Source organism: Streptomyces sp. NPDC005141, from assembly GCF_053599975.1.
The window spans coordinates 145,133-166,556 of record NZ_JBSFYW010000004.1 but is presented as its reverse complement, the minus strand read 5'-3'; the positions used below and the strand labels follow the sequence as shown (position 1 = coordinate 166,556).

The window sequence follows — 21,424 nt, the reverse complement described above, 5'->3', positions numbered from 1 at the left end:
GAGGCACCCGCCACCATGACCGACACCCCAACACCCAAGCCGGGCAGGGTGCTCGTCCCCGCCGAGGAACTGCGCGGCTTCGCCGCCGCACTCCTGGAGAAGGGCGGCCTGCGTCCCGAGCACGCCCGTACCACCGCCGACGTGTTCGTCTGGGCCGCGCTGCGCGGCGTCGACTCCCACGGCACCGCGCGCGTTCCCGCCTATCTGGAACTGCTCGCCAAGGGGGTGGCCAACGCCAGTCCCGAGATCACGGTGGAGTCGAGCACACCGGCCGTCGCCGTCCTCGACGCCGACCGCGCGCCCGGCCCCGTGGCCCTCACCGCGGCCGCCGAGGAGGCGGTGACCCGGGCCAGGGCGAGTGGGATCGCGGCCGTCGGGGTGCGCCGCACCGTGCACACCGGTGCCATCGGCTACTACGTCTCGAAGATCGCCGAACAGGGCCTGATCGGCATCGCGTTCGTCGCCGGCATGCCCAACATGGGCTACACCGGGGTCAAGGGAGCGGCCGTCGCGACCAGCCCGCTCGCCGTCGCCGTGCCGGCCGAGAGCCATGCCCCGCTGCTCCTCGACATGGCCACCGCCACCATCGCCCTGGGCAGGATCCGGCAGGCCAGAGCCAGCGGAACCCCGCTGCCCGAGGGAGCCGCCGCCACCGAGGACGGCACGCCCACCACCGACCCGGACAAGGCCGTCATGCCTTTGCCCCTCGGCGGTGCCAAGGGGTCCGGCATGTCGCTCGCCTTCGAGTTGCTGACCAGCGTGCTCGTCGGAGCGCCCATCTTCGCCGCCTTCCACTCCGACGATCCCGCGGGACGCAAGCACCGCCAGAACGCCCTGCTCATCGCCATCGATCCGGCGGCCTTCGGCGACCCGGCCGAGTTCACCGCGGCGGTCGACGCCACGCTCGCCACCCTCAAGGCGCTGACTCCGGCGGACGGCGCGCAGGGCGTGTTCTATCCGGGCGAGCGCAGCGCGTCGGTGGCGGAGCGGCGCGCGGGTGAGGGGGTGCCCGTGGCGGCCAAGGTGTGGCGCGAACTCACGGAGAGCGCGGGCAGGTTCGGTATCTCACCACCCGAGGTCCAGGGGTAGGACCCGGCACGGGCTCCACGAAGGGGGATGGAGGGCCGGACGGCCGGGGTTCCCGCAGCATCGAGACCCCCGGCCTCCCGTCCGAGACGCGACCCGTCCGTGCTGCCGCCTGGTCGCGGGTGTCTCGCCGTCCGTGCTGCCGCCTGGTCGCGGGTGTCTCGCCGTCCGTGCTGCTGCCTGGTCGCGGGTGTCTCGCGGTCTGTGCTGCCGCCTGGTCGCGGGTGTCTCGCCGTCCGTGCTGCTGCCTGGTCGCGGGTGTCTCGCGGTCTGTGCTGCTGCCTGGTCCGGTGGGGTCTCGCCGTCCGTGATGCCGCTTGGTCCCGTGGTGTCACGGCGTCCCCGTGATGCCACCCCATCGATGGAGTCCCCGCGAGCCGGAGTCCCTGACCGGGGCCCGAGGTACCTGCGGTCAACCGGCCTCGCTCGCCCGGGTGTCGACGGCCTGCCGCACATGCCGTGCGATGAGCGCGTAGATCTCCCGGGCCCGGTCGTCGTCCGTGCCGTCGTATCCGTGGTCCGCCTTCGGCACGTCCACGTGGTCCACCAGGGCGCCCGTCTTCCGCAGCCGTTCCGCGTAGCGTTCGCCCTCCGGTTTGAGGAGGTCGAACTCCGCGGTGATGAGGAGGGCGGGCGCGATGCCGTTCAGGTCCCCGGTGTCGGACGGATGGGCCGGCGACACCAGCGGGTCGGAGCGCTCGCGCGGGTTCGGCACGTACGAGGAGTCGAAGATCTCGCCCATCCAGGGACGCAGCACCGGCCGGGGTACGGGGGCCGGTTTGTCCCTGACGCTGGTCACCAGATCGAGCGGCGGGTAGTGCAGGACCTGCAGGGCGACGGCGGGCCCGCCCTCCGCCAGTGCCTGGCGGGCCACGGCCGCGGCGAGCGCGCCGCCCGCGCTCTGCCCGCCGATCGTGAGGCGGCTGCCGTCCCAGCCCTGCTCGGCGTCGTGCTCGGCGATCCACCGTACGACCTCGAAGGCCTGCCGGGTCGGTGCCGGGAACGGGTGCTGCGGTGCGACCACGTAGTCCACGTTGACCACGACCACACCCGCGGAGGTGGCCAGGCAGCGGCACAGCGGGTCGTCCGGCTCGGTCAGCGGCAACACATAGCCGCCGCCGTGGAAGTTGACGTGCACCGGAGGCGGCGGACCTCCGGACTCCGGCAGGTACACCGTGGCGCGGGCCGGGGCGACCGTGGTCGGGATCGTCAACTCCCTTGTGCGACGCGGGAATTCCGGTAGCCGGGCGTGCGAGGCGGCGGCGGATCCGCGTCCGCCGGACCGCCGGTCCGCCAGCAGGGCGAGGCGCTGCAGGGATCTCGCGGCGAGGGAGGCCACCGCCGGGCGGGCGAGGAGAGACATGCGGGTCCGTTCGTCGGGCGTCCCCGGACGCTACTGGAAGCCGCAGCCGGGGTTGGGGGCGTCCTCGGAGAGGGGTGCGCCGTGCGGCAGTACATAGAGGACGTCCAGGACCAGCGGCTTCGTGCCGAGGTTGCGTCCGATGTGGACGTTCGCGGGGCCGGGCGGCTCGGTGAGGGAGTCACCGGCCCGGTAGCGGCCGTCACGCGCGCACGTCGAGTCGAAGTGGCTGAGGGTGCCCTGCTTGACGTATCCGTACAGGGGGCCGTCGTGGTAGTGCCAGCCGGTCGCCTGGCCGGGCGGGACGGTTATCTCCCGGAGGATGTAGTCCGTGCCGCCGACGGTGCGCTGCGCGATGACCCTGCCACTGACCCCGGGGCCCGGGGGAGTCGCGTGCGCGGGAACGGCGACGAGGGACAGACACAGGGCCGCGGCCCCTGCCGACCCGGTGCGGAGCGAGGCGCGCATTCGGTAAGTCCCTTCCCTTGAAGGTGAGTTGGCGTTCCGTTGTGGAGTGTGACGCAGCCGCGCCCGGGAGTCCCGGGGTTCGCGAGATCGGTGCACGGAGAGGGGCGGGCCGCAGTCGGCTCATCGGCCGAGGCGGTCGCAGTTCATGGTGAGTCCGCCGCCCGCGCGCCACGACCGGGTGGCCGCGGAGGTGTCGTTCGCGCACCGCGACCCGGCGGCCGGGAGCGTCATCGGGCGCAGCGCCCCGGGTGTCCGGGAGTGTCACCTGGAGGCCCGCCCCGGCGGTCGGGGGTGTCGCCCGGGGACCGCACCCCGGTGGCCGTGGAGGAAGGCGGCGACCGACAGGTCGGTCCCGGGGGCGTCTCGGGTACGCGTGTCGCTGCCCGAAGCGTGTCGGCAACATACCGAACAAAATTGTTGACAATCTTGTTGGTCTAGATTTACGTTCGACAGGCACTCACTCAGGGAGGGCAGCAATGCAGAAGGAAGCCCGTCCAGGCACCGGCGAGCAGGCCAAGCAGCACGCGTTGGTGCAGCTGCGGCAGGCGATTCTGCGCGGAGAGATGGCACCGGCCCAGCGGCTGGTGGAGAACGAACTCGCCGAGCAGTTCGGTGTCACCCGGGCCAGCGCCCGCGCGGCGCTGATCGAGCTGGAATCGGAGGGACTGGTCGAGCGGATCCGCAACCGCGGGTCACGCGTCCGGGTGGTGACCGTGGAGGAAGCGGTCGCCATCACCGAGTGCCGTATGGCACTCGAAAGCCTCTGCGCCGCCAAGGCGGCCGTCGCGGCCACCGACGACCAGCTCGCCGAACTGGCGGACCTGGGCGCGGCCATGTCCAAGGCGGTCGCCGACGGCGAACCGGTGACCTACTCCGAGCTCAACCACGAAGTACACGCCCGGATCAGGGAGTTCTCCGGCCAGCGGACGGCCGTGGGACTCCTGGAGCGGCTCAACGCCCAACTGGTGCGCCACCGGTTCCAGTTGGCGCTGCGCCCCGGTCGTGCGCAGCACTCCCTGAGTGAACACCTGGCCATGATCGAAGCGATCAGGGCCAGGGACCCGCAGGCGGCCGAAGCGGCCGTCCGCGCTCACCTCGGCAGTGTGATCGAAGCGCTGCGCGACTGACGTGTCGCGCGGCGACGCGCGGTACGACGGACAGCCGAGGCGGGCGCGCACCTGTCCACCAAGGAGATTGCTGCAATGACGCACGGCAACGCGCCCGCCGCCCCCGAACCCTCGGACCCGCCCGAGCGAGGGGGGCGCCCGGCACGGTCGACACTGGTCGTCACCGCGCACGCCGGGGACTTCGTGTGGCGGGCCGGGGGAGCCATCGCCCTGGCCGCCTCCCGGGGCGAGAGGGTCACCATCGCGTGCCTGACCTTTGGCGAGCGCGGCGAGTCCGCCAAGGCCTGGCGCGAGGGCAGGAAGCTCGAAGAGATCAAGGCGATACGCCGCGCGGAGGCCGAGAAGGCCGCCGCCACGCTCGGCGCCGAGGTCCGCTTCTTCGACGCGGGCGACTACCCGCTGACCGCCACCGCCGAGCTCACCGACCGCTTGGTGACCGCCTACCGCGAGACCCAGCCGGACGTCGTGCTCACCCACCCGACCGAGGACCCGTACAACGGCGACCACCCGGCCGCCAACCGCATGGCGCTGGAGGCCCGTGTCCTCGCCCAGGCCATCGGCTATCCCGGCGAGGGCGAGATCATCGGCGCCCCGCCCGTCTTCTACTTCGAGCCCCACCAGCCCGAGATGAGCGGCTTCAGGCCCGAGGTGCTGCTCGACATCACCGAGGTGTGGGAGACCAAGCGCAAGGCGATGGAATGCCTCGGCGCCCAGCAGCACCTGTGGGACTACTACACCGACCTCGCCGTCCGCCGCGGGGTCCAGCTCAAGCGCAACGCCGGCCCCAATCTGGGCCTGGCCCACAAGACCATGGCCGAGGCGTACATGCGTCCCTACCCGCAGATCGCGAAGGAGCTGGCATGAGCGGCGTGATCGTGACCGACCCGCCGAAGGCGGACGCGAAGGACGTCGAGGCGGTCGCCGGATACGGCACCGCGACCGTGCACGAGGCGATGGGCCGCACCGGCCTGCTCGGCACGCAGCTGCGCCCCGTCCAGCAGGGCACGCGTGTCGCGGGCACCGCGGTCACCGTTCTGTCCTGGCCCGGCGACAACCTCATGATCCACGCCGCCGTCGAGCAGTGCGGCGAGGGCGACATCCTGGTGGTCACCACCACCTCGCCGTCCACCGACGGCATGTTCGGCGAACTGTTCGCCACCGCGCTGCACCGGCGCGGCGTGCGCGGTCTGGTCATCAACGCCGGTGTCCGGGACACCGCCGAACTGCGCGATATGGGCTTTCCCGCCTGGTCCGCGGCGGTCAGTCCGCAGGGCACCGTGAAGGCGACCGGCGGTTCCGTCAACGTTCCGGTGGTCCTCGGCGGCCAGATCGTCCGGCCCGGCGACGTGATCCTCGCCGACGACGACGGCGTGGTGTGCGTGCCGCGCGAGGACGCCCGCCGGGTCGCCGAGGCGTCCGAGGCCCGTGAGCGCAAGGAGGCGCTGGCCCGCGCCGCGTTCCTCGAAGGCGAACTCGGCCTGGACCGCTACGGGTTGCGCGAGACGCTCGTACGCCTGGGCGTGACGTACGCGTCGTACGACGCGTACGTGCGGGACGGAGCCGCGCCGTGAGCGGGCCCGAGGAGGTGCGCTGCATGCTCCTGCGCGGCGGTACCTCCAAGGGCGCCTACTTCCTGGCCGGGGACCTGCCCGCCGGCACAGCCGAGCGCGATGACCTGCTGCTGCGCGTGATGGGCAGCCCCGACCCGCGTCAGATCGACGGCCTGGGCGGTGCCCACCCGCTGACCAGCAAGGTGGCCGTGGTCTCGGTCTCCGCGGACCCCGCGGCCGACGTCGACTACCTGTTCCTCCAAGTCGCCCCCGACCGGGCGGAGGTGTCGGACCGTCAGAACTGCGGCAACATTCTCGCCGGGGTCGGCCCGTTCGCCGTCGAACGCGGACTGGTCGAGCCGGGGGAGGGGCGCACCTCGGTACGCATCCGCATGGTCAACTCCGGGGATCTCGCGGTCGCGTGCTTCCCCACCGAGGGCGGGCGCGTGGTCTACACAGGCTCCGCGGAAATCTCCGGGGTGCCCGGGACCGCCGCCCCCGTGGTCATCGAGTTCCCGCGGGGGAGCGGCCCGTTGCTGCCCACCGGCCACCCCCGGGACATCGTCGCCGACACCCAGGTGACCTGTGTGGACAACGGCATGCCGACGGTGCTGATCGCCGCGTCCTCGCTGGGCGTCACCGGGTACGAGGCACCCAAGGACCTCGAGGAGGATCTGGCGCTGGCCGACCGGCTCCGCGAGATCCGTCTCGAGGCGGGCAAGCTGATGGGCCTCGGGGACGTCGAGAACGCCACCGTGCCGAAGCTGACCCTGCTCGCTCCGCCGCGCGACGGCGGTGCCGTCATGACCCGCACCTTCATTCCGGTGCGCTGCCACACCTCCATCGGCGTCCTCGGCGCCGCGAGCGTGGCCGCCGGGCTGCGCGTGGAAGGCGGCGTCGGGCATGCCGTGGCCCGCCCGCCCGAACGGGGCGACCGGTTGCGTATCGAACACCCCACCGGATTCCTCGACATCGAAGCCGGTGTCGAGTACGGCCCCGGGGGCGCCGCGCCCGTGGCCCGGCGCACCGCCGTCGTCCGCACCGCACGCAAGATCTTCGACGGCACGGTCTTCCCCCGGCCGGCCGGAGCCGCACTTCAACCCTGAGGAGGCCCCATGGCCCCGCCGCTCGGCGACATCGCCCACCTCGGGCACGTCGAACTGCTCACCCCCGACCTGGACGCCAGCGTCCGGTTCTTCACGGACTACCTCGGCCTGACCGAGAACGGCCGCTCCGGGGACTCCGTCTATCTGCGGACCTGGGACGACTACGAGCACCACAGCCTGACCCTCACCGCGCATACGACCTCGGGCATCCGCCGCACCGCCCTGCGCGCCTCCAGCGAGGAGGCCCTCCAGCGCCGGGTCAAGGAGACCGAGAGCGCCGGCCGCGAGGGCCGCTGGGTGAACGACGAGCCGGGTCTCGGCCCGGTCTACGTCACCACCGACCCCGACGGTCATGAGCTCGCCCTGTACTGGGAGAGCGAGTGGTATCGGGCGCCCGACCATCTCAAGCCCGGTCTGAAGAATCAGCCGCAGGCCAAGCCCGGCCACGGGGTCGGCGTGCGACGCCTGGACCACGTGAACTTCCTCGCCTCCGACGTCGCCTCCAACGGAGACTTCGTCCGTGACGCGCTCGGGGCCCGCCCGACCGAGCAGATCCAGCTCGACAGCGGCAGGATCGCCGCCCAGTGGCTGACCTTCAGCAGCAAGTCGTACGACATCGTGTACACGGAGGACTGGACCGGTTCGAGCGGGCGCCTGCACCACATCGCCTTCGCCACGGACACCCGTGAGGACATCCTGCGCGCGGCCGACCTCGCCATCGACACCGGTGTGTTCATCGAGACGGGCCCGCACAAGCACGCCATCCAGCAGACGTTCTTCCTGTACGTCTACGAACCCGGCGGCAACCGCATTGAGCTGTGCAACCCGCTCACCCGTCTCGTCCTCGCCCCCGACTGGCCCCTGGTCACGTGGACCGAGAACGAGCGGAAGAAGGGCCAGGCCTGGGGCCTGAAGACCATCGAGTCCTTCCACACCCATGGCACGCCCCCCATCGGCTGACCGGCCCACCCGTCAGGTGCTCATCGGCTGACCGGCCCTATCGCTGGCTGCTCATCGGCTGACCGGCGCTCCCGGCGGCTGCCTGTCGGCTGATCAACGCCTGCGGCGGCCGCGTGCCGGCGGGCCCGTGCCTGTGCCGGGTGCCGTGGGCTCGAACTCCCGGCCCTGCCCCTCGGCCGGAGCGTGGGTGGCCGTTGCCCGTCGACCGATCGACCGAGCGGCCGATTCCAGCCAGTGCAGGCGCGCGGGCGGCACCGGACCGGGTGCCGCCCGCACCCGTTTCACCTGCTTCTCAGCTGCCTGTGGGACGGTCCCGGAGGGTGGCCTGATCGTTTCCTAGATTGTTGACAAAAGTGTTGACACTTTGGGAGTTCACTCCTTAGCGTCTGTCGCACCATCGGGTCAGCCGCACGAGCCGCGTCGACCCACGTCCCCGATCCCCTTCCAGGGCCCACGCCTCCTGGACGAGAGGAAACAACGATGTCCTCCTCCCTCGCCCTGCCCGCTCGCGGCGGCAGCAGACTGGCCGCGATCGTCGTCGGCCTCTGCTGGCTGGTCGTCCTCTTCGACGGCCTCGACATGTTCATCTACGGCTCCGTGCTGCCGCACATGCTGGAGACGAAGGCGCTCGGCATCGACCCCGGCAAGGCCGGTGACGTCGGCTCCTACGCCACCTTCGGCATGCTGATCGGCGCCCTGTCCTCCGGAACCGTCAGTGACTGGGTCGGCCGCAAGAAGACGATCGTCTGGTCGACCGCCGTGTTCTCCCTGGCCTCCGCCGTCTGCGCCTCCGCGGGGAGTCTGGGCGTCTTCAGCCTCGGCCGCTTCCTGGCCGGCCTCGGCCTCGGCGGCCTGCTGCCGAGCGCGATCACCATGGTCACCGAGTACGCCCCGCGGGGCCGCCGCGCCCTGATCGTCGGCTCGCTGATGACCGCCCACCAGGCCGGCGGCATTGTCGCCGGATTCGTGGCGCTCGGGACGGGCGACTGGCGGGTCTCCTTCTGGATCTGCGTGATACCGCTCTTCATCGGGGTGCCGCTGGCGGCCAGGTTCCTGCCGGAGTCGATGGCCTTCCTGCAGGCCAAGGGCCGCACCGAAGAGGCCCGGGCGCTCGCCGACCGCTACGGCGTCGACCTGGCCGCCCGCGCCGAGAAGCGCCAGGCCGCGACCGACCGCTTCAGCGCCCTCACCGCCCTGTTCCGCGGCGGACGTTGGGCCCAGACCCTGCTCTTCTGGATCGCGTCCTTCGGCGGTCTCCTCCTGGTCTACGGCGTCTCGCAGTGGCTGCCCTCGCTGATGAAGGCCAACGGCTACAACCTCGGGTCCTCGATCGGCTTCGTCATCGTCATCAACCTCGGCGGCATCGTCGGCATGCTGGTCGGCGGCCGCCTCACCGACAAGTTCGGCGGCTCGCTCATCTCCGCGATCTGGTTCGGCGCCACCGCCATCGGGATCTACTCCCTCAGCGTCAAGATGCCGCTGCCCCTCACCTACACCGTCGTCTTCCTGACCGGCATGTTCCTCTTCAGCGCCCAGGCGATGATCTACGCCACCGTGGCGCACCGCTCCGAGGACGACAACCGCGCCACCGCGGTCGGCTGGACCTCCGGCATGGGCCGCTTCGGTGCCGTCTTCGGTCCCTGGCTCGGCGGCCAGCTGCTCGCCACCGGCTCGACCACCGCGGGCTTCACCGCCTTCGCCCTCGCGGGCGTCTTCTCCCTGGTGTTCGTCAGCCTGACCGGTCTGCGCCGCGTCCAGGTGGCGCCCCCGAGCTCCGTGCGGCACCAGGAGCTGACCGCCACCGGCTGATCGGGGCGGCGTGGAACCGGCGCCCGGGCGGGGCCTGACGAAGGGTCCGCCCGGGCGCTCTCGTGTCCGGGGCGCGGCGCCCGGGCGGGGGCGACCCTCACGGCACGTGCCGGCTGTCCGGCCCCGGCGAATCTTCCCGACGGCCGAAGGACCACGTATTCCCGTTGCCCCGTTCGTCCCGGGGTGCTGGAGTGAGCCCATGGATCACGTTGCGGTACTGGCTCTGTTCGACCGGGACATGCGGGAAGGCGCGCGGCCCGACGCGCCGGGCGCCCGGGTGGAACGCGTCGACAAGGTGGTGCGCCAGGTCGGCGCCGACAAGGGCTGGAACGGCGTGCTCTGGTCCGACCTGGACGAGACGAACGCCGACGCCGCCATCGCCGGGCAGGTGCGCTTCTTCTCCGGCCTCGGGGGAGGGTTCGAGTGGAAGCTGTACGGGCACGACCGGCCGGAGGACCTGGGACAGCGGCTGCGGGCGGCCGGCTTCACCGCCCAGCCCGAGGAGACGCTGATGATCGCCGAGCTGGCTGATCTGGCCCTCGACGCCGAACCTCCCGAGGGCGTACGGCTGCTGCCGGTCACCGACCGCGCGGGCGTCGACCTCGTGGCCGACGTCCACGAGCAGGCCTTCGGTGGCGACAGCACCCGGCTGCGCCACCAACTGCTCGCCCAGCTCACGGGCGACACGGTCGTCGCCGTCGTGGCCCTCGCCGGCGACGTCCCCGTCAGCGCGGCCCGGATGGAACTCCTGCCGGGCGCCCGGTTCGCCGGGCTGTGGGGCGGCGGCACCGTCGAGGCCTGGCGCGGCCGCGGCATCTACCGTGCCCTCGTCGCCCACCGCGCCCGTGTCGCAGCCGACCGCGGCTACCGCTACGTCCAGGTCGACGCCTCCAGCCAGAGCCGCCCCGTCCTCGCCCGGCTGGGCTTCCAGGAGCTCACCACGACGACACCGTACTTCTACGAGGAGTGACGCCGGCCCCCGTCCGCGCGCGACGGCCGGGGCCGATGTCACATCCCCGCACGCCCGATCCGTCGCATCGGCATGACGACGAACCAGAGCATTCTCCTGGCCGGCGCGAGCGGTGTTCTCGGCCGGCACATCACCCGGGCCCTGACGGAAGCGGGCCACCGTGTCACCGGTCTCGGCCGGGGCCCCGCCAACGGGGTCCAGGCCGATCTGATGGACCGCGACGCCCTGCTGCGAGCCGTCGACGGACAGCACTACGACACGGTCGTCCTGGCCGCGACCGCCCTGCGCAAGGCACCCCTGCGCCACCGCGACATGCACGCCACCGACGCCCTGCGCACCGACGGCACCGCCCACCTCGTGGAGGCCGCGCGGGCCACCGGCGCACGCCGGCTGGTCGCCGAGTCGATGGTCTTCGGGTACGGATACGGCGGCCACGGCGACCAGGTCGTCACCGAGGCCGACGCCTTCGGGCCGGAAGGGACCACACCCGAACTGGAACGGCACATCGCGGCCATGCGCATCAAGGAACGCCTCACCCTCGAGGCCACCGGCCTGGAGGGGATCGCGCTCCGCTTCGGGCTCTTCTACGGCGCGGGCGGCACCGACGCCCTGCTGCCCATGCTGCGCAGGCGGCAGCTCCCCGTCGCCGACGACCACGGCCGGGTCCTGCCCTGGGTGGACCTCGCCGACGCGGCGCGCGCGGTGGCCGCCGCCGTGGACCACGGCCGTCCCGGGGAGGCGTACAACGTCACCGACAGCACCCCGCTGGGCTTCGCGGCCCATGTCCGCGCCGTGGCCGAGGAGTTCGGCCTGCCGAAGCCGATGACCGTACCGCTGTGGATGATGAGGCCCCTGTCGTACGCGCACGTGATGATGCGCACGACGCTGCGGGTCTCCTCGGCGAAGGCGGAGCGGGAGCTGGGCTGGACGCCGGCGCACCCCTCCGCCTACGACGGTCTCGCCGCGCTGAAGGCAGCCGCCTGACTCCGACGGCCTGTGAACGGCGGCACTCCGCTGAACGCGGCCTCTCGCCGACGATGGCGAGACCCGGAGGTCCCGCACCCCGCCGCGTCCCGGTTCCGACTCCGGCTCCACGGCCCCCGGCCCCGGCCTGCCGGGCCGCCCGGACTCCTCGCCCGGTCGGACATCTGCCCCGGACCCGGACCTTCAGAGATCCATTCGGTACTCCACCTCCCGGTGGGTGGGCCGGTAGCCGAGCGTGTTGTTGATGCCGATCATGGGCGCGTTGCTCTCGGCCGTGTCGGTCAGGAGGCCTTCGAGCTCCGGGTACCGCTGACGGGCCAGACGGATCGACTCGGCCTTCATCCACAGCCCGAGACCGTGGCCGCGGTGCTCGGGCAGGACGCCCGTTCCGTAGTGCTGGGCGTCGCCCCGGCCGTCGCCCGGCACGACGAGTTCCGAGAAGCCGGCGATCGAGCCGTCCGAGCGGTCCACCACGGCCACGGTGTGGAGCGCGTCGCCGCGCTTGAGAACGACCTCGGCCACCGCCACGACCCGTTCCACGTCCCAGACCTCGATCGCGTGATCGCTGTCCTCCATCGGCATGTCGTCCATGGCCCGCCGGGAATCGGCGTAGGTGTGCGCCAGATGGGGCGGCACGATGCCGTCCCAGTGCGTCAACGCGTAACCCTGGTGCGGACGTTCGGCGATCTCCGTGACGGCGGGGAGGTCGAGTTCCGCCAGCGGGAGCCGTGCGAACGTCAGGGACAGCGCCTTGCGGAACCCGCGCGCCACGAGGAACCCGTCGCCGGGAGTGCCGACCGTGGCCCGGGACACGAGCGACCGTCGCCCCTCGCTCCGCGCGGCGGCCGTGGTTGCGTCCAGGAGAACGCCGCCCACCCCCTTGCGCCGTTCGGCGGGATGTACGGCGATCTCCAGCTCGGCGAGATGGTCCAGACCCTCCCTGGTGAACAGCCGGAGGAACGCCGAACCCACCGGGACCCCTTCGGCGTCCGAGGCGAGCCAGACCAGACGTCGGCTCGACGCGGTGGGTTCGGGATCGGTCAACGGTGTGATGCGTGGCGGCAAGGTCTCTCCGTGGCGTCGGACGTACGGGTGTGAAGCCCGCAGAACTTAGCCGCACGGGAACCCGCTCCGCAACGCGATTCACCGGCCGCCGAGGCGCGGCAAGCCCGAACCGTCGGCGGCCGCCGGTCGGCGTCGGCCGCTCAGCGGCGAGCCCGCGACCGGTCCAGTACCGCGACGCCCAGTGCGGCGAGACCGATCTGGATGAGCCACTCGATCCAGTCGACGCCCTTGGTGGCGGCGACGCCGAACGCGGCGGCGACCCCCGATCCGATGAACGCGGCCACGATGCCGACCACGATCGTCCACAGGATGCCGATGCGCTGGCGGCCCGGCAACGCGAGCCGGCCCAGCACACCGATGATGATGCCGATGAGGATGGCACTGATGACGCCCGAGATCTCCATCTCCGCCCCTCTTGCTCGGTCCCCCGCTGCTTTGTATCTGCCCCCACCGAGCGGAGCCAGTCCGCTCCCGCGCGGGCACTCGTGACGGGCTTCCCCGTGCTCTGTGCGGTTGATGTCTGGATACACGCAGCGCACGTTCAGTCTCGGCACCACCTACGCCGGGCAGACGGTCACGATCAAACCGGCGTCGAGGACTCCACGCTCCAGACGTCCTTCGTCGTCGACGACACGGCGCTCAACGTGAGCTGAGAACGAGTCGCGCGAGGGGCGGGCCCGAACCGGACCCGCCCCTCGCGCCGTTTCTACCGGGACCGGACCGTCCGCTCCGGCGTGTTCCACCCGGAGACCCGCACCCTGGGCTTGGCCCCGTGCAGATCGGCCGTCCGGTAGGTCGCCGTCAGGGTCACCGACTCGCCCGGCCACAGGCTCACCTGGTTGTCGGACCACCGGACCGGCAGCACCGGCCGGCCCTCGGCGTCGACGAGATGCGCGTCGGTCAGCAGCGAGGGTGTCCTCCCGGTCCCGTCGTTCCGCAGGGTGACCTTCGTCGTGGATGTCGCGCCGGGACCGGAGGAGGTCGACACCGAGGCCGAAACCGGCACCCGCGCCATGGAGTTGAGCCCCTTGAGGTCCGCGTAGCTCGTCGTCGGCGTGTAGTACCAGTCGGTGTTCGCCCAGTCGAGGGTGTCCGGCCGGGTCGACAGCCAGTAGACGTTGCGGCTGACCTCCTTGCCCCCGGCGTCGCTCAGGACCAGCCGTGCCAGATACGTCGTCGGGAGACCGCTCACCGAGGCAGGCACCGTGAGCGCGGTGCTGCGCGCCCCGTCACCGCCCACGCTCACACCGGTCGCCGTCCTGTCGTACTTCTGTGAGCCGTCGGTCCCGAAAAGCGTGACGCGTGCGGTGAGGCCGGTCGCGGCCGCGTGCCGGTTGTTCACCACGACGACGGACCGGTTGTCGTACGAGTACTGGACATGCAGGGGCTCGTTGGCCTTCTTCGCCCCGAAGTAGGCCCCGCCCTGGTCCAGATAGCGGTCCATCAACTGCCAGTGCAGTGAGGTCCATCCGCTGTTGAGCATCCAGTACACGACTCCGGTCGACGGCTTGGAGGAGTCGGTGGCGTTGCGCCCGTACGCCTCGAACTGCGCGCGCACGTTCTCGTACTGGGCGAGCTGTGCCTTGCGCACGTAGTCGGTGAGGCCGGTCGGCGCGCCGTAGCGGCCGGCCAGGGCGGCGTCGTAGATCTTGAGGGTGCCGAACACCGGGGACGGCGAGCGGTGGTACTGCCTGACGTCCGGGTCCTTCCAGAGGGTGTCCAGTTCGGCGGGCGACATCATGCGGCGCAGGGTGTCGAGGGTGGGGATGTCGGGACCGCCACCGGTCTCGGAGTTGAAGCCGGTCGCGCCGCCCTCGCGCTTGGCGTACCAGTAGCCCGGCGGGATCCAGTCGTAGGGACCTGTCATCTTCATGCCCGAACTTCCGGACACGGGGGAGGACTTGGCGGATGCCGCAGCGACGACCGGCGTGGGCCAGTCGGCGGCCTTCAGCGCGTCGAGGTAGTTCTTCTCGATCGTCGCGTCCGGTGCGAAGTCGCTGCCGATGAGGAAGGAGATGACGCTCGGGTGGTCGCGCAGCCGGGCTGCCTCGGCGGCCATCGACGCCTTGGCGACCGGATAGTCGGAAGCCGTCCACTTCTCGCCGGTCTCGCTGCCGTTGACCTGCCCCTCCCACTTGTCGCAGCACTCCCAGCCGGGCAGGGTGAGAACGCCGAGGCGGTCGGCGAGGTCGAAGAACTCGTCCGGCTCGATGTGTCCTTCGAGGCGGACGGTGTTGAGGCCCAGGTCGAGGGCGTACTTCAACCGGTCCTCGACGTACTCGCGGTCCCAGCGCAGGAACTCGTCCGGGGACCAGCCGCCGCCCTTGATGAGCAGCCTGCGGCCGTTGACGCTGTACTGCCGGGCGCCGTCGGAGTTCAGGGGCGCCTTCACCCGGCGGATGCCGAAGTCCTCGTGCGCGGTGTCGGAGGGGGCGCCGGCGACGGAGACCGTCAGGTCGAGGCCGTACAGCGGCTGCCCGCCCATGCCCGCGGGCCACCACACCTTCGGTGACGTCAGGCGCAGCCCGGGGACGTCGGACGGTGAGAACGTGACAGCCCTCGTCTCGTGAGCCGCGAGCGGGACGGCCTTCGAGAAGGACACGGAGCCGATGCGGCCGGACACCGTGGCGGTGACGGCCGAGCCGGTCTCGTTGCGTGCCCGCGCCTTGACGGTGAGGTCCGCGGAGCGGAGGGAGGGGACGTCGAGGGCGGTCACCACATGCGCGTCGCGCAGCGCGACCGGGCCGCCGCGGCGGACGAGCACGTCACGGACGATGCCCATGTTCTGGTCGGGCGGCGGCTGGAGCCAGTCGATCCAGCCCATGGTCAGGTTCTGGTTCGGCGCGTTGGGCCGGATACGGAAGGCGACCGTGTTGGTGCCCGCGCGCACCAGCGAGGTGATGTCCAGCTCGTGGTGCGTGTAGGCGCCGGTCACCTCGGAGGCGTCGGCGACCTGACGGCCGTTGACGTAGACGTCCGCCGCCGAGATCACCCCGCTGAAGTCCAGATGGCTGCGCCGGGAGGTGTCGGTGACCGTGAAGTCCGAGCGGTACCACCAGGGCACGGCGAAGTCGGCCTTCGGGATCTTCTGCAGGTTGGTGGAGTAGAAGGGATCCGCGTACTTCCCGTTCGCGAGCAGCGCCGCGAGGACCGTGGAGCGGGAGTCGGCCGGGTACCAGCCGCTCGCCGGATAGCCGGGGCTGGAGACTTCGGCCGCCGGGTCGGGGACCTTGGCGGTGGACTGGATCGTGTACCCCGACAGTGCCGTGGTGCTGCCCGGCGCGGAGGCCACCGGCGTGACACGGACGGGTGGTGTGGCGGCCGTTCGGGGGTCGGGCCCGTCGGCCCAGGCGCTCGCGGAGAGGGTGCACAGCAGGCCCAGGGCGACGGCGGCCGTGGCGAGACGCCGCCGGGAGGCAGGGCGGTGGAACACGGTGGTCTCCTTGGGAGGTGGGGGAGCATCCGCGCTTCGGCACTGCAAGTTAGGAAACTTTACTAACTGGGTCCACAAGCTAGGACGCTGAGTAAGTCATGTCAATCACCGGCGGGGCGGGCCACCCCTGTTCGGCGTCACGGGACGCGCCGTGCCCCAGCCGCGCCGGACGCCGACGGGGCCGGCGGATGCCGCCCCCGGTCAGGAAGCCGACCGGCGCTCGAACACCACATCGCGCGCCGTGCCCAGCGCCGTCGCCACCGCGCCGAGCAGCACCGCGTCCTCGCCCAGACGGCCGGGTGCGATCCGCGGGCGCAGGGGTGTGAGGGCGCGCAGGGTCTCGCGGACGGGCCGCAGCAGCAGATCGACGCTGTGGCCGACTCCACCGCCCAGGACCACCAGATCGGGATCGAGCACCGCCGCCGCGGCCGCCACCGTGTGCGCGATCCGCTCGCCCTCCAGCCGGACCGCCTCGACCGCGGGCCCGTGCCCCTCCCGCGCCGCGTCGAAGACGGCCTTCGCGGTCAGCTGCCCGGTCATGCCGAAGTGCCGGGCGGCTTCGACCACGGCCTCTCCCGACACCGCGTCCTCCAGTGTCTCGGGCTTCCGCGGGCCCGGCCACGGCAGGAAGCCGATCTCGCCGGCACCGCCGTGCGCGCCCGTGAACAGCCGCCCCTCGCTGACGACACCCATGCCGAGGCCGGTGCCGATCATGATGTAGGCGAAGAGCCGGCTGCCGGCGCCGACCCCGTACGTGTACTCGCCGAGCGCCGCGAGGTTCGCGTCGTTGTGCACCTCCAGCGGGATGCCCAGCTCCTCGCGCATCCGGTCGAACAGACCCGCCCGCCCCCATCCGGGCAGGTGCATCGCGTACCGCACCCGGCGCCGCTCCTCGTCGTACACACCCGGCGTGCCCACCACCGCGTGGGCCACCTCGTGCGCTCCGACACCGGAGTTGGCGACGACCTGGTGGGCGGTGGAGACCACGAGGTCCGCCATGGCCCCGGACGTGCGGGCGCGGTTGCGCACATCGGCGCGCGCGACCACCGAGCCGTCGAGGTCGGCCACAGCGACGCGCAGCCAGCTGCGGCCGATGTCGATGCCGAGCGCGTACCCGGCCGCGGGGTCGGGGGCGTACAGGACGGCGACCCGGCCGCGCTCGGGCGCGCGCGTTCCGACCTCGTGGACGAGCCCCGCCCCCTCCAGTGCGGCGAGCGCGCTGGAGACCGTCGGCTTGGACAGGCCCGTCTCGCGGGCGAGCTGGGCGCGTGAGGCGGCGCCGCCGGTCCGCAGCCGGTCGAGGAGCAGACGCTCGTTGGTGCTGCGCAGCCGCCGGCGGTTCCAGGGCTGTCCGGGCTGCTCTGCGGCGTCGCTGGCGGGCATCGCACCATTCTCACTCATTCATGACGCCCCCTTGACGCACCTAGTAAGGCTCCTTAACTTTATCGCCCAGTCAGCCTCGCCGGGCGAGCCGAGGGGAGCCCTGCGCCGGCCGGTCACCCGCCGCCCCTGCTCCGCCTTGATCCGCCGGCCGCCATCGGGGCCGGCCGTCCCCTCGTACCTCTCCGCGCGTCCTGTTCCGAGGAGGCCCCATGTCCGGTAACCCGCCACCCACCGGCGGATTCGTCCGCCGCGTCGGCCTGTTCCAGGCCACCGCCATCAACATGAGCCAGATGTGCGGCATCGGGCCGTTCGTGACGATCCCGCTGATGGTCGCCGCGTTCGGCGGTCCGCAGGCGGTCATCGGCTTCGTCGCGGGCGCCCTGCTGGCGCTCGCCGACGGACTGGTCTGGGCCGAGATGGGCGCGGCCATGCCCGGCTCCGGCGGCAGTTACGTCTATCTGCGCCAGGCCTTCCAGTACCGCACCGGACGCCTGATGCCGTTCCTGTTCGTGTGGACGGCGATGCTCTTCATCCCGCTGATCATGTCCACCGGCGTGGTCGGCTTCGTCCAGTACCTGGGCTATCTGGCCCCCGACATGGGCAGGACCACCGGCGACCTCGTCGGACTCGGCATCGTCGCCCTGGTCGTCCTCCTGCTGTGGCGCGGGATCGAGCACATCGCGCGCATCACCGCCGTCATGTGGGCCGTGATGATCACCTCGGTCCTTCTGGTGATCATCGCCGCGGCCACCGGATTCAGCGCCGACCTCGCCTTCACCTACCCGGCAGGCGCCTTCGAGCTGTCCGGCAGCCACTTCTGGGTCGGCTTCGCCGCGGGCCTGACCATCGGCATCTACGACTACCTCGGCTACAACACCACCGCTTACATGGGCGCCGAGATCAAGGACCCCGGCCGCACCCTGCCCCGCTCCATCATCTACTCGATCCTCGGCATCATGGCGATCTACCTGCTGCTCCAGATCGGCACGCTCGGCGTCATCGACTGGCACCGGATGACGGACCCCGGCGACATCGCCTCCACCTCGGTGGCCTCGGCGGTCCTGGAGGAGACCTGGGGCGAGGGAGCCGCCGACACGGTGACCGTGCTCATCCTCATCACCGCGTTCGCCTCGGTCTTCACGGGGCTGCTCGGCGGCTCGCGGGTGCCCTACGACGCCGCCCGCGAACGCGTCTTCTTCCGCCCCTACGCCAAACTGCACCCGAAGCACCGCTTCCCGACGCTGGGCCTCGCCACCATGGGCGTCATCACGGCGATCGGCTTCCTGATCGGCCGTCACACCGACCTCGCCACCCTCATCCAGCTGCTGACCACGGTCATGGTGATCGTCCAGGCGCTGGCGCAGGTGGTCGCCCTGTCGGTGCTGCGCAAGCGGCAACCGGGGCTGCGCCGCCCGTACCGGATGTGGCTCTACCCCCTGCCGAGTTTCCTCGCGCTGGCCGGCTGGCTCACCATCTACGGATACGCGGACAAGAACTCCCCTGGCCGTCACCCCATCGAGTGGTCGCTGGCCTGGCTCGCCCTCGGCCTGGTCGCCTTCGTCGTCTGGGCACGTCTGGAGAAGGTGTGGCCGTTCGGCCCGAAGGAGGTCACCGAGGAGTATCTGACGGCGCCGGCTCAGGAGGCGGAGCCCGCCGGAACGTGAGAACACGGGCGCTCCCGGACACCTGACGCCGGGGGCGCCCTCCGGGATCCGACGCCGGGCGCGCGTGGTCCGCGGGACCCGCACGGCCTCCGCCCCGCCGTCTCCGGTCCCCGCTGCCGGGCATTCGGCGGCGGGCACCGCGCGCACCGTTCCGGGCGACCGCCGGGCCGCCGGAGCGTGCCCTCACCCGCGGAACGGGGCGGCGTCGTCGAGATGGCTCCAGGTCCGCAGGACGACTTCCCGGCCCTTCGCGGTACGGACGACGGGCTCGTCGCCGGCGAGTGCGAAGCCCGCCGCCTTGGCGACCCCCTCGCTCGCGGTGTTCCCGTCCTCGATGCACAGCACGATGCGCCGCCCGCCGACATGACGGTGCGCGAAGTCCACGACGAGCCGGACCGCCCGGGTCGCGAGTCCCCGGCCCCGGTACGCGGCCCCCACGCCGTAGGCGAGCTCGACGTCCCGCTCGTCGGCCGAGCCGGGGAACAACAGGATCTCGCCCCGAGGCCGCTCACCGTCCGTGGTGATGGCCAGTTGCACGGCCCGCCCCTCGGCGCTCTTCTGTTCGGCCGCCGCGAGGTAGGCGAGCGCCGCCCCGGTGTCGAAGGGCGAGGCGACCGGAGTCCACCGGTCGATCTCGGGATCGTCGTAGAGCGCGACGAGATCCGCGACATCGTCGTCGGACCACTCACGCAGGTGCAGCCCCAGCCCGTCGATGCGCAGCGGCCCGGGGAATTCGAACGTCGGTCGGCTGTCCATCGGACGATCCTGACGCGTGGAGCGGGTCGGGGCCAAGGGCGCCTCGCGGGACACGGAGGCGGACACGCGGTCGAGGCCACTCGGGGCTTGTCCGGATGCGCGGGGGCGTGGCCAGGATAGAACTTGGACATCGTCCGATCGTCGGGAGGCCGTGATGTTCGTCCCCTTCGGGGCCCGTGATTTCCTGGACCGCGCCGTCACCGTGTACGGCGACCGCGTCGGCGTGGTCGACGAACCGGACCAGCCGGCCGAGCCCTGGGAGGGGCTGACATACCGGCGCGTCGGGGAGCTCGCCAGAGCCCAGGCCGCCGGGCTCGACGCGCTGGGTGTTCCGCACGGCGCGCGCGTGGCCGTCGTCTCGCCCAACAGCGCCAGGCTGCTCATCTCGTTCTTCGGCGTCAGCGGCCACGGCCGGGTCCTCGTACCGGTCAACTTCCGTCTCACGGCCGACGAGGTGAGCTACATCGTCGACCACTCGGGCGCGAGCGTCCTGCTCGTCGACCCCGAACTGACCGACCGCTTCGCCGGGATCAGCTGCAAGCACCGGTTCACACTCGGCGCCGCCGCCGACGCCGAGCTGTACCGCTTCGGCACGGAACCCCGTCCCTGGCAGGCGGACGAGAACGCCACCGCGACGATCAACTACACCAGCGGTACGACGGCCCGGCCCAAGGGCGTCCAGATCACCCACCGCAACATCTGGGTCAACGCCGCGACCTTCGCCCTGCACGCGGGCGTCACCGACCGCGATGTGTATCTGCACACCCTGCCGATGTTCCACGCCAACGGCTGGGGAATGCCGTTCGCCATGGCGGGCCTGGGTGTTCGGCAGATCGCGCTGCGCAAGGTCGACGGGGCGGAGATCCTGCGCCGGGTGGCCGAGCACGGCGTGACCGTGATGTGCGCGGCGCCGGCCGTCGTCAACGCGGTGCTGGCCGCCGCCGAGTCCTGGGAGGGCGAGATCCCCGGCCGCGACCGGGTGCGCATCATCGTCGCCGGAGCGCCGCCGCCCACCAAGACCGTCGCACGCGTCGAGTCCTTGCTGGGCTGGGAGTTCATCCAGATCTACGGCCTCACCGAGACCTCACCCCTGCTCACCGTCAACCGCTCACGGTCCGAATGGGACGGCCTCGACCCGCAGGCCCGGGCCGAGAAACTGGTGCGCGCAGGCGCCCCCGCACTGGGCGTGACCCTGCGCACCTCCGCCGACGGCGAGATCCTCGCGCGCTCCAACGTCGTCCTCGAGGGGTACTGGGAGCAGCCGACGGAGACCGAACGGGCGCTGGCCGACGGCTGGTTCCACACCGGCGACGGCGGATCGATCGGCGAGGACGGCTATCTGACGATCAGTGACCGCAAGAAGGACGTGATCATCACCGGCGGTGAGAACGTGTCCTCGATCGAGGTGGAGGACGCGCTCTTCAGTCATCCCGCGGTCGCCGAGGTCGCGGTGATCGGCGTGCCGCACGAGAAGTGGGGCGAGACCGTCAAGGCCCTGGTGGTCCTCGCGCCGGAGGCGAAGGCGACGGAGCGGGAGTTGATCCAGTACTGCAAGGAGCGCCTCGCCGGGTACAAGGCGCCGACCTCGGTCGAGTTCCGGGATCAACTGGCCCGGACGGCCACCGGCAAGCTCCAGAAGTACAAGCTGCGCGAGCCGTACTGGGAGGGCCACGACCGGGGCGTCAACTGACCGAGCCGTCGAA

Annotated in this window: 18 protein-coding genes; 11 read left to right on the top strand and 7 right to left on the bottom strand. The window is 71.7% G+C overall.

Annotated features, from left to right (window positions below):
• Window positions 1-15 precede the first annotated feature (15 nt).
• Window positions 16-1,089 (top strand): Ldh family oxidoreductase, encoded by a 1,074-nt coding sequence (locus ACWD68_RS04920; RefSeq protein ID WP_451805065.1) that lies wholly within the window; start codon window positions 16-18, stop codon window positions 1,087-1,089.
• A gap of 409 nt (window positions 1,090-1,498) precedes the next feature.
• On the opposite strand, the gene ACWD68_RS04915 is transcribed toward ACWD68_RS04920, so the two are convergent.
• Together ACWD68_RS04915 and ACWD68_RS04910 are read right to left on the bottom strand one after the other, a co-directional pair.
• Window positions 1,499-2,449, bottom strand: a complete 951-nt coding sequence (locus ACWD68_RS04915; protein ID WP_451805064.1) for an alpha/beta hydrolase fold domain-containing protein — start codon at window positions 2,447-2,449, stop codon at window positions 1,499-1,501.
• A gap of 30 nt (window positions 2,450-2,479) precedes the next feature.
• Window positions 2,480-2,914, bottom strand: a complete 435-nt coding sequence (locus ACWD68_RS04910; protein ID WP_451805063.1) for a cupin domain-containing protein — start codon at window positions 2,912-2,914, stop codon at window positions 2,480-2,482.
• A gap of 476 nt (window positions 2,915-3,390) precedes the next feature.
• On the opposite strand from ACWD68_RS04910, the gene ACWD68_RS04905 reads away from it, so the two are divergent.
• From ACWD68_RS04905 to ACWD68_RS04870, 8 genes are all read left to right on the top strand, one after another.
• On the top strand, window positions 3,391-4,041 hold the full coding sequence (locus ACWD68_RS04905; RefSeq protein ID WP_451805062.1) for a GntR family transcriptional regulator: 651 nt from the start codon (window positions 3,391-3,393) through the stop codon (window positions 4,039-4,041).
• Window positions 4,042-4,116: 75 nt separating this feature from the next.
• Window positions 4,117-4,905 (top strand): PIG-L deacetylase family protein, encoded by a 789-nt coding sequence (locus ACWD68_RS04900; RefSeq protein ID WP_451805061.1) that lies wholly within the window; start codon window positions 4,117-4,119, stop codon window positions 4,903-4,905.
• Window positions 4,902-5,612 carry a 4-carboxy-4-hydroxy-2-oxoadipate aldolase/oxaloacetate decarboxylase gene (locus ACWD68_RS04895; protein ID WP_451805060.1) on the top strand — a complete coding sequence of 237 codons (711 nt, stop codon included), beginning with the start codon at window positions 4,902-4,904 and terminating at the stop codon, window positions 5,610-5,612. The genes ACWD68_RS04900 and ACWD68_RS04895 overlap by 4 nt, the downstream gene beginning before the upstream one ends.
• Window positions 5,609-6,697, top strand: coding sequence for a 4-oxalomesaconate tautomerase (locus ACWD68_RS04890; protein WP_451805059.1), 1,089 nt, complete (start codon window positions 5,609-5,611; stop codon window positions 6,695-6,697). The genes ACWD68_RS04895 and ACWD68_RS04890 overlap by 4 nt, the downstream gene beginning before the upstream one ends.
• Before the next feature lie 9 nt (window positions 6,698-6,706).
• Window positions 6,707-7,657, top strand: a complete 951-nt coding sequence (locus ACWD68_RS04885; protein WP_451805058.1) for a catechol 2,3-dioxygenase — start codon at window positions 6,707-6,709, stop codon at window positions 7,655-7,657.
• Window positions 7,658-8,137: 480 nt separating this feature from the next.
• Window positions 8,138-9,466 (top strand): MFS transporter, encoded by a 1,329-nt coding sequence (locus tag ACWD68_RS04880; RefSeq protein WP_451805057.1) that lies wholly within the window; start codon window positions 8,138-8,140, stop codon window positions 9,464-9,466.
• A gap of 199 nt (window positions 9,467-9,665) precedes the next feature.
• The gene (locus ACWD68_RS04875; RefSeq protein ID WP_451805056.1) at window positions 9,666-10,436 is read left to right on the top strand and encodes a GNAT family N-acetyltransferase; all 771 of its coding nucleotides are present in this window, start codon (window positions 9,666-9,668) and stop codon (window positions 10,434-10,436) included.
• A 72-nt stretch (window positions 10,437-10,508) separates the two neighbouring features.
• Window positions 10,509-11,420, top strand: coding sequence for an NAD-dependent epimerase/dehydratase family protein (locus ACWD68_RS04870; RefSeq protein WP_451805055.1), 912 nt, complete (start codon window positions 10,509-10,511; stop codon window positions 11,418-11,420).
• A gap of 183 nt (window positions 11,421-11,603) precedes the next feature.
• On the opposite strand, the gene ACWD68_RS04865 is transcribed toward ACWD68_RS04870, so the two are convergent.
• The 4 genes from ACWD68_RS04865 to ACWD68_RS04850 all read right to left on the bottom strand — a co-directional run bounded on the left by ACWD68_RS04865 (window position 11,604) and on the right by ACWD68_RS04850 (window position 17,301).
• Complete coding sequence (locus ACWD68_RS04865; RefSeq protein WP_451805054.1) at window positions 11,604-12,485, bottom strand: GNAT family N-acetyltransferase; 882 nt, start codon at window positions 12,483-12,485, stop codon at window positions 11,604-11,606.
• 140 nt (window positions 12,486-12,625) lie between these two features.
• Complete coding sequence (locus ACWD68_RS04860) at window positions 12,626-12,889, bottom strand: GlsB/YeaQ/YmgE family stress response membrane protein (protein ID WP_451805053.1); 264 nt, start codon at window positions 12,887-12,889, stop codon at window positions 12,626-12,628.
• 302 nt (window positions 12,890-13,191) lie between these two features.
• A complete protein-coding gene (locus ACWD68_RS04855; RefSeq protein ID WP_451805052.1) occupies window positions 13,192-15,918 on the bottom strand; it encodes a glycoside hydrolase family 2 protein in 2,727 nt (908 codons plus the stop codon).
• 201 nt (window positions 15,919-16,119) lie between these two features.
• Window positions 16,120-17,301 carry an ROK family transcriptional regulator gene (locus tag ACWD68_RS04850; protein ID WP_451805152.1) on the bottom strand — a complete coding sequence of 394 codons (1,182 nt, stop codon included), beginning with the start codon at window positions 17,299-17,301 and terminating at the stop codon, window positions 16,120-16,122.
• A gap of 209 nt (window positions 17,302-17,510) precedes the next feature.
• On the opposite strand from ACWD68_RS04850, the gene ACWD68_RS04845 reads away from it, so the two are divergent.
• Window positions 17,511-18,965: an APC family permease gene (locus ACWD68_RS04845; protein ID WP_451805051.1), complete on the top strand. Its 1,455-nt coding sequence runs from the start codon at window positions 17,511-17,513 to the stop codon at window positions 18,963-18,965.
• Between the two features lie 183 nt (window positions 18,966-19,148).
• Here the strand turns inward: ACWD68_RS04845 and ACWD68_RS04840 are convergent, their stop codons facing one another.
• Entirely contained in the window at window positions 19,149-19,721 is a 573-nt protein-coding gene (locus tag ACWD68_RS04840) for a GNAT family N-acetyltransferase (RefSeq protein WP_451805050.1), read from the bottom strand.
• Between the two features lie 154 nt (window positions 19,722-19,875).
• Here ACWD68_RS04840 and ACWD68_RS04835 point away from each other — a divergent pair, with 154 nt between their 5' ends.
• Complete coding sequence (locus tag ACWD68_RS04835; protein ID WP_451805049.1) at window positions 19,876-21,411, top strand: AMP-binding protein; 1,536 nt, start codon at window positions 19,876-19,878, stop codon at window positions 21,409-21,411.
• The last annotated feature ends 13 nt before the right edge of the window (window positions 21,412-21,424 follow it).

Bases quoted from the DNA above. Each gene is read 5' to 3' on its own strand.
- ACWD68_RS04920 (WP_451805065.1), top strand. From the start codon at position 16: ATGACCGACACCCCAACACCCAAGCCGGGCAGGGTGCTCGTCCCCGCC.
- ACWD68_RS04915 (WP_451805064.1), bottom strand. From the start codon at position 2,449: ATGTCTCTCCTCGCCCGCCCGGCGGTGGCCTCCCTCGCCGCGAGATCC.
- ACWD68_RS04910 (WP_451805063.1), bottom strand. From the start codon at position 2,914: ATGCGCGCCTCGCTCCGCACCGGGTCGGCAGGGGCCGCGGCCCTGTGT.
- ACWD68_RS04905 (WP_451805062.1), top strand. From the start codon at position 3,391: ATGCAGAAGGAAGCCCGTCCAGGCACCGGCGAGCAGGCCAAGCAGCAC.
- ACWD68_RS04900 (WP_451805061.1), top strand. From the start codon at position 4,117: ATGACGCACGGCAACGCGCCCGCCGCCCCCGAACCCTCGGACCCGCCC.
- ACWD68_RS04895 (WP_451805060.1), top strand. From the start codon at position 4,902: ATGAGCGGCGTGATCGTGACCGACCCGCCGAAGGCGGACGCGAAGGAC.
- ACWD68_RS04885 (WP_451805058.1), top strand. From the start codon at position 6,707: ATGGCCCCGCCGCTCGGCGACATCGCCCACCTCGGGCACGTCGAACTG.
- ACWD68_RS04880 (WP_451805057.1), top strand. From the start codon at position 8,138: ATGTCCTCCTCCCTCGCCCTGCCCGCTCGCGGCGGCAGCAGACTGGCC.
- ACWD68_RS04875 (WP_451805056.1), top strand. From the start codon at position 9,666: ATGGATCACGTTGCGGTACTGGCTCTGTTCGACCGGGACATGCGGGAA.
- ACWD68_RS04870 (WP_451805055.1), top strand. From the start codon at position 10,509: ATGACGACGAACCAGAGCATTCTCCTGGCCGGCGCGAGCGGTGTTCTC.
- ACWD68_RS04860 (WP_451805053.1), bottom strand. From the start codon at position 12,889: ATGGAGATCTCGGGCGTCATCAGTGCCATCCTCATCGGCATCATCATC.
- ACWD68_RS04850 (WP_451805152.1), bottom strand. From the start codon at position 17,301: ATGCCCGCCAGCGACGCCGCAGAGCAGCCCGGACAGCCCTGGAACCGC.
- ACWD68_RS04845 (WP_451805051.1), top strand. From the start codon at position 17,511: ATGTCCGGTAACCCGCCACCCACCGGCGGATTCGTCCGCCGCGTCGGC.
- ACWD68_RS04840 (WP_451805050.1), bottom strand. From the start codon at position 19,721: ATGGACAGCCGACCGACGTTCGAATTCCCCGGGCCGCTGCGCATCGAC.
- ACWD68_RS04835 (WP_451805049.1), top strand. From the start codon at position 19,876: ATGTTCGTCCCCTTCGGGGCCCGTGATTTCCTGGACCGCGCCGTCACC.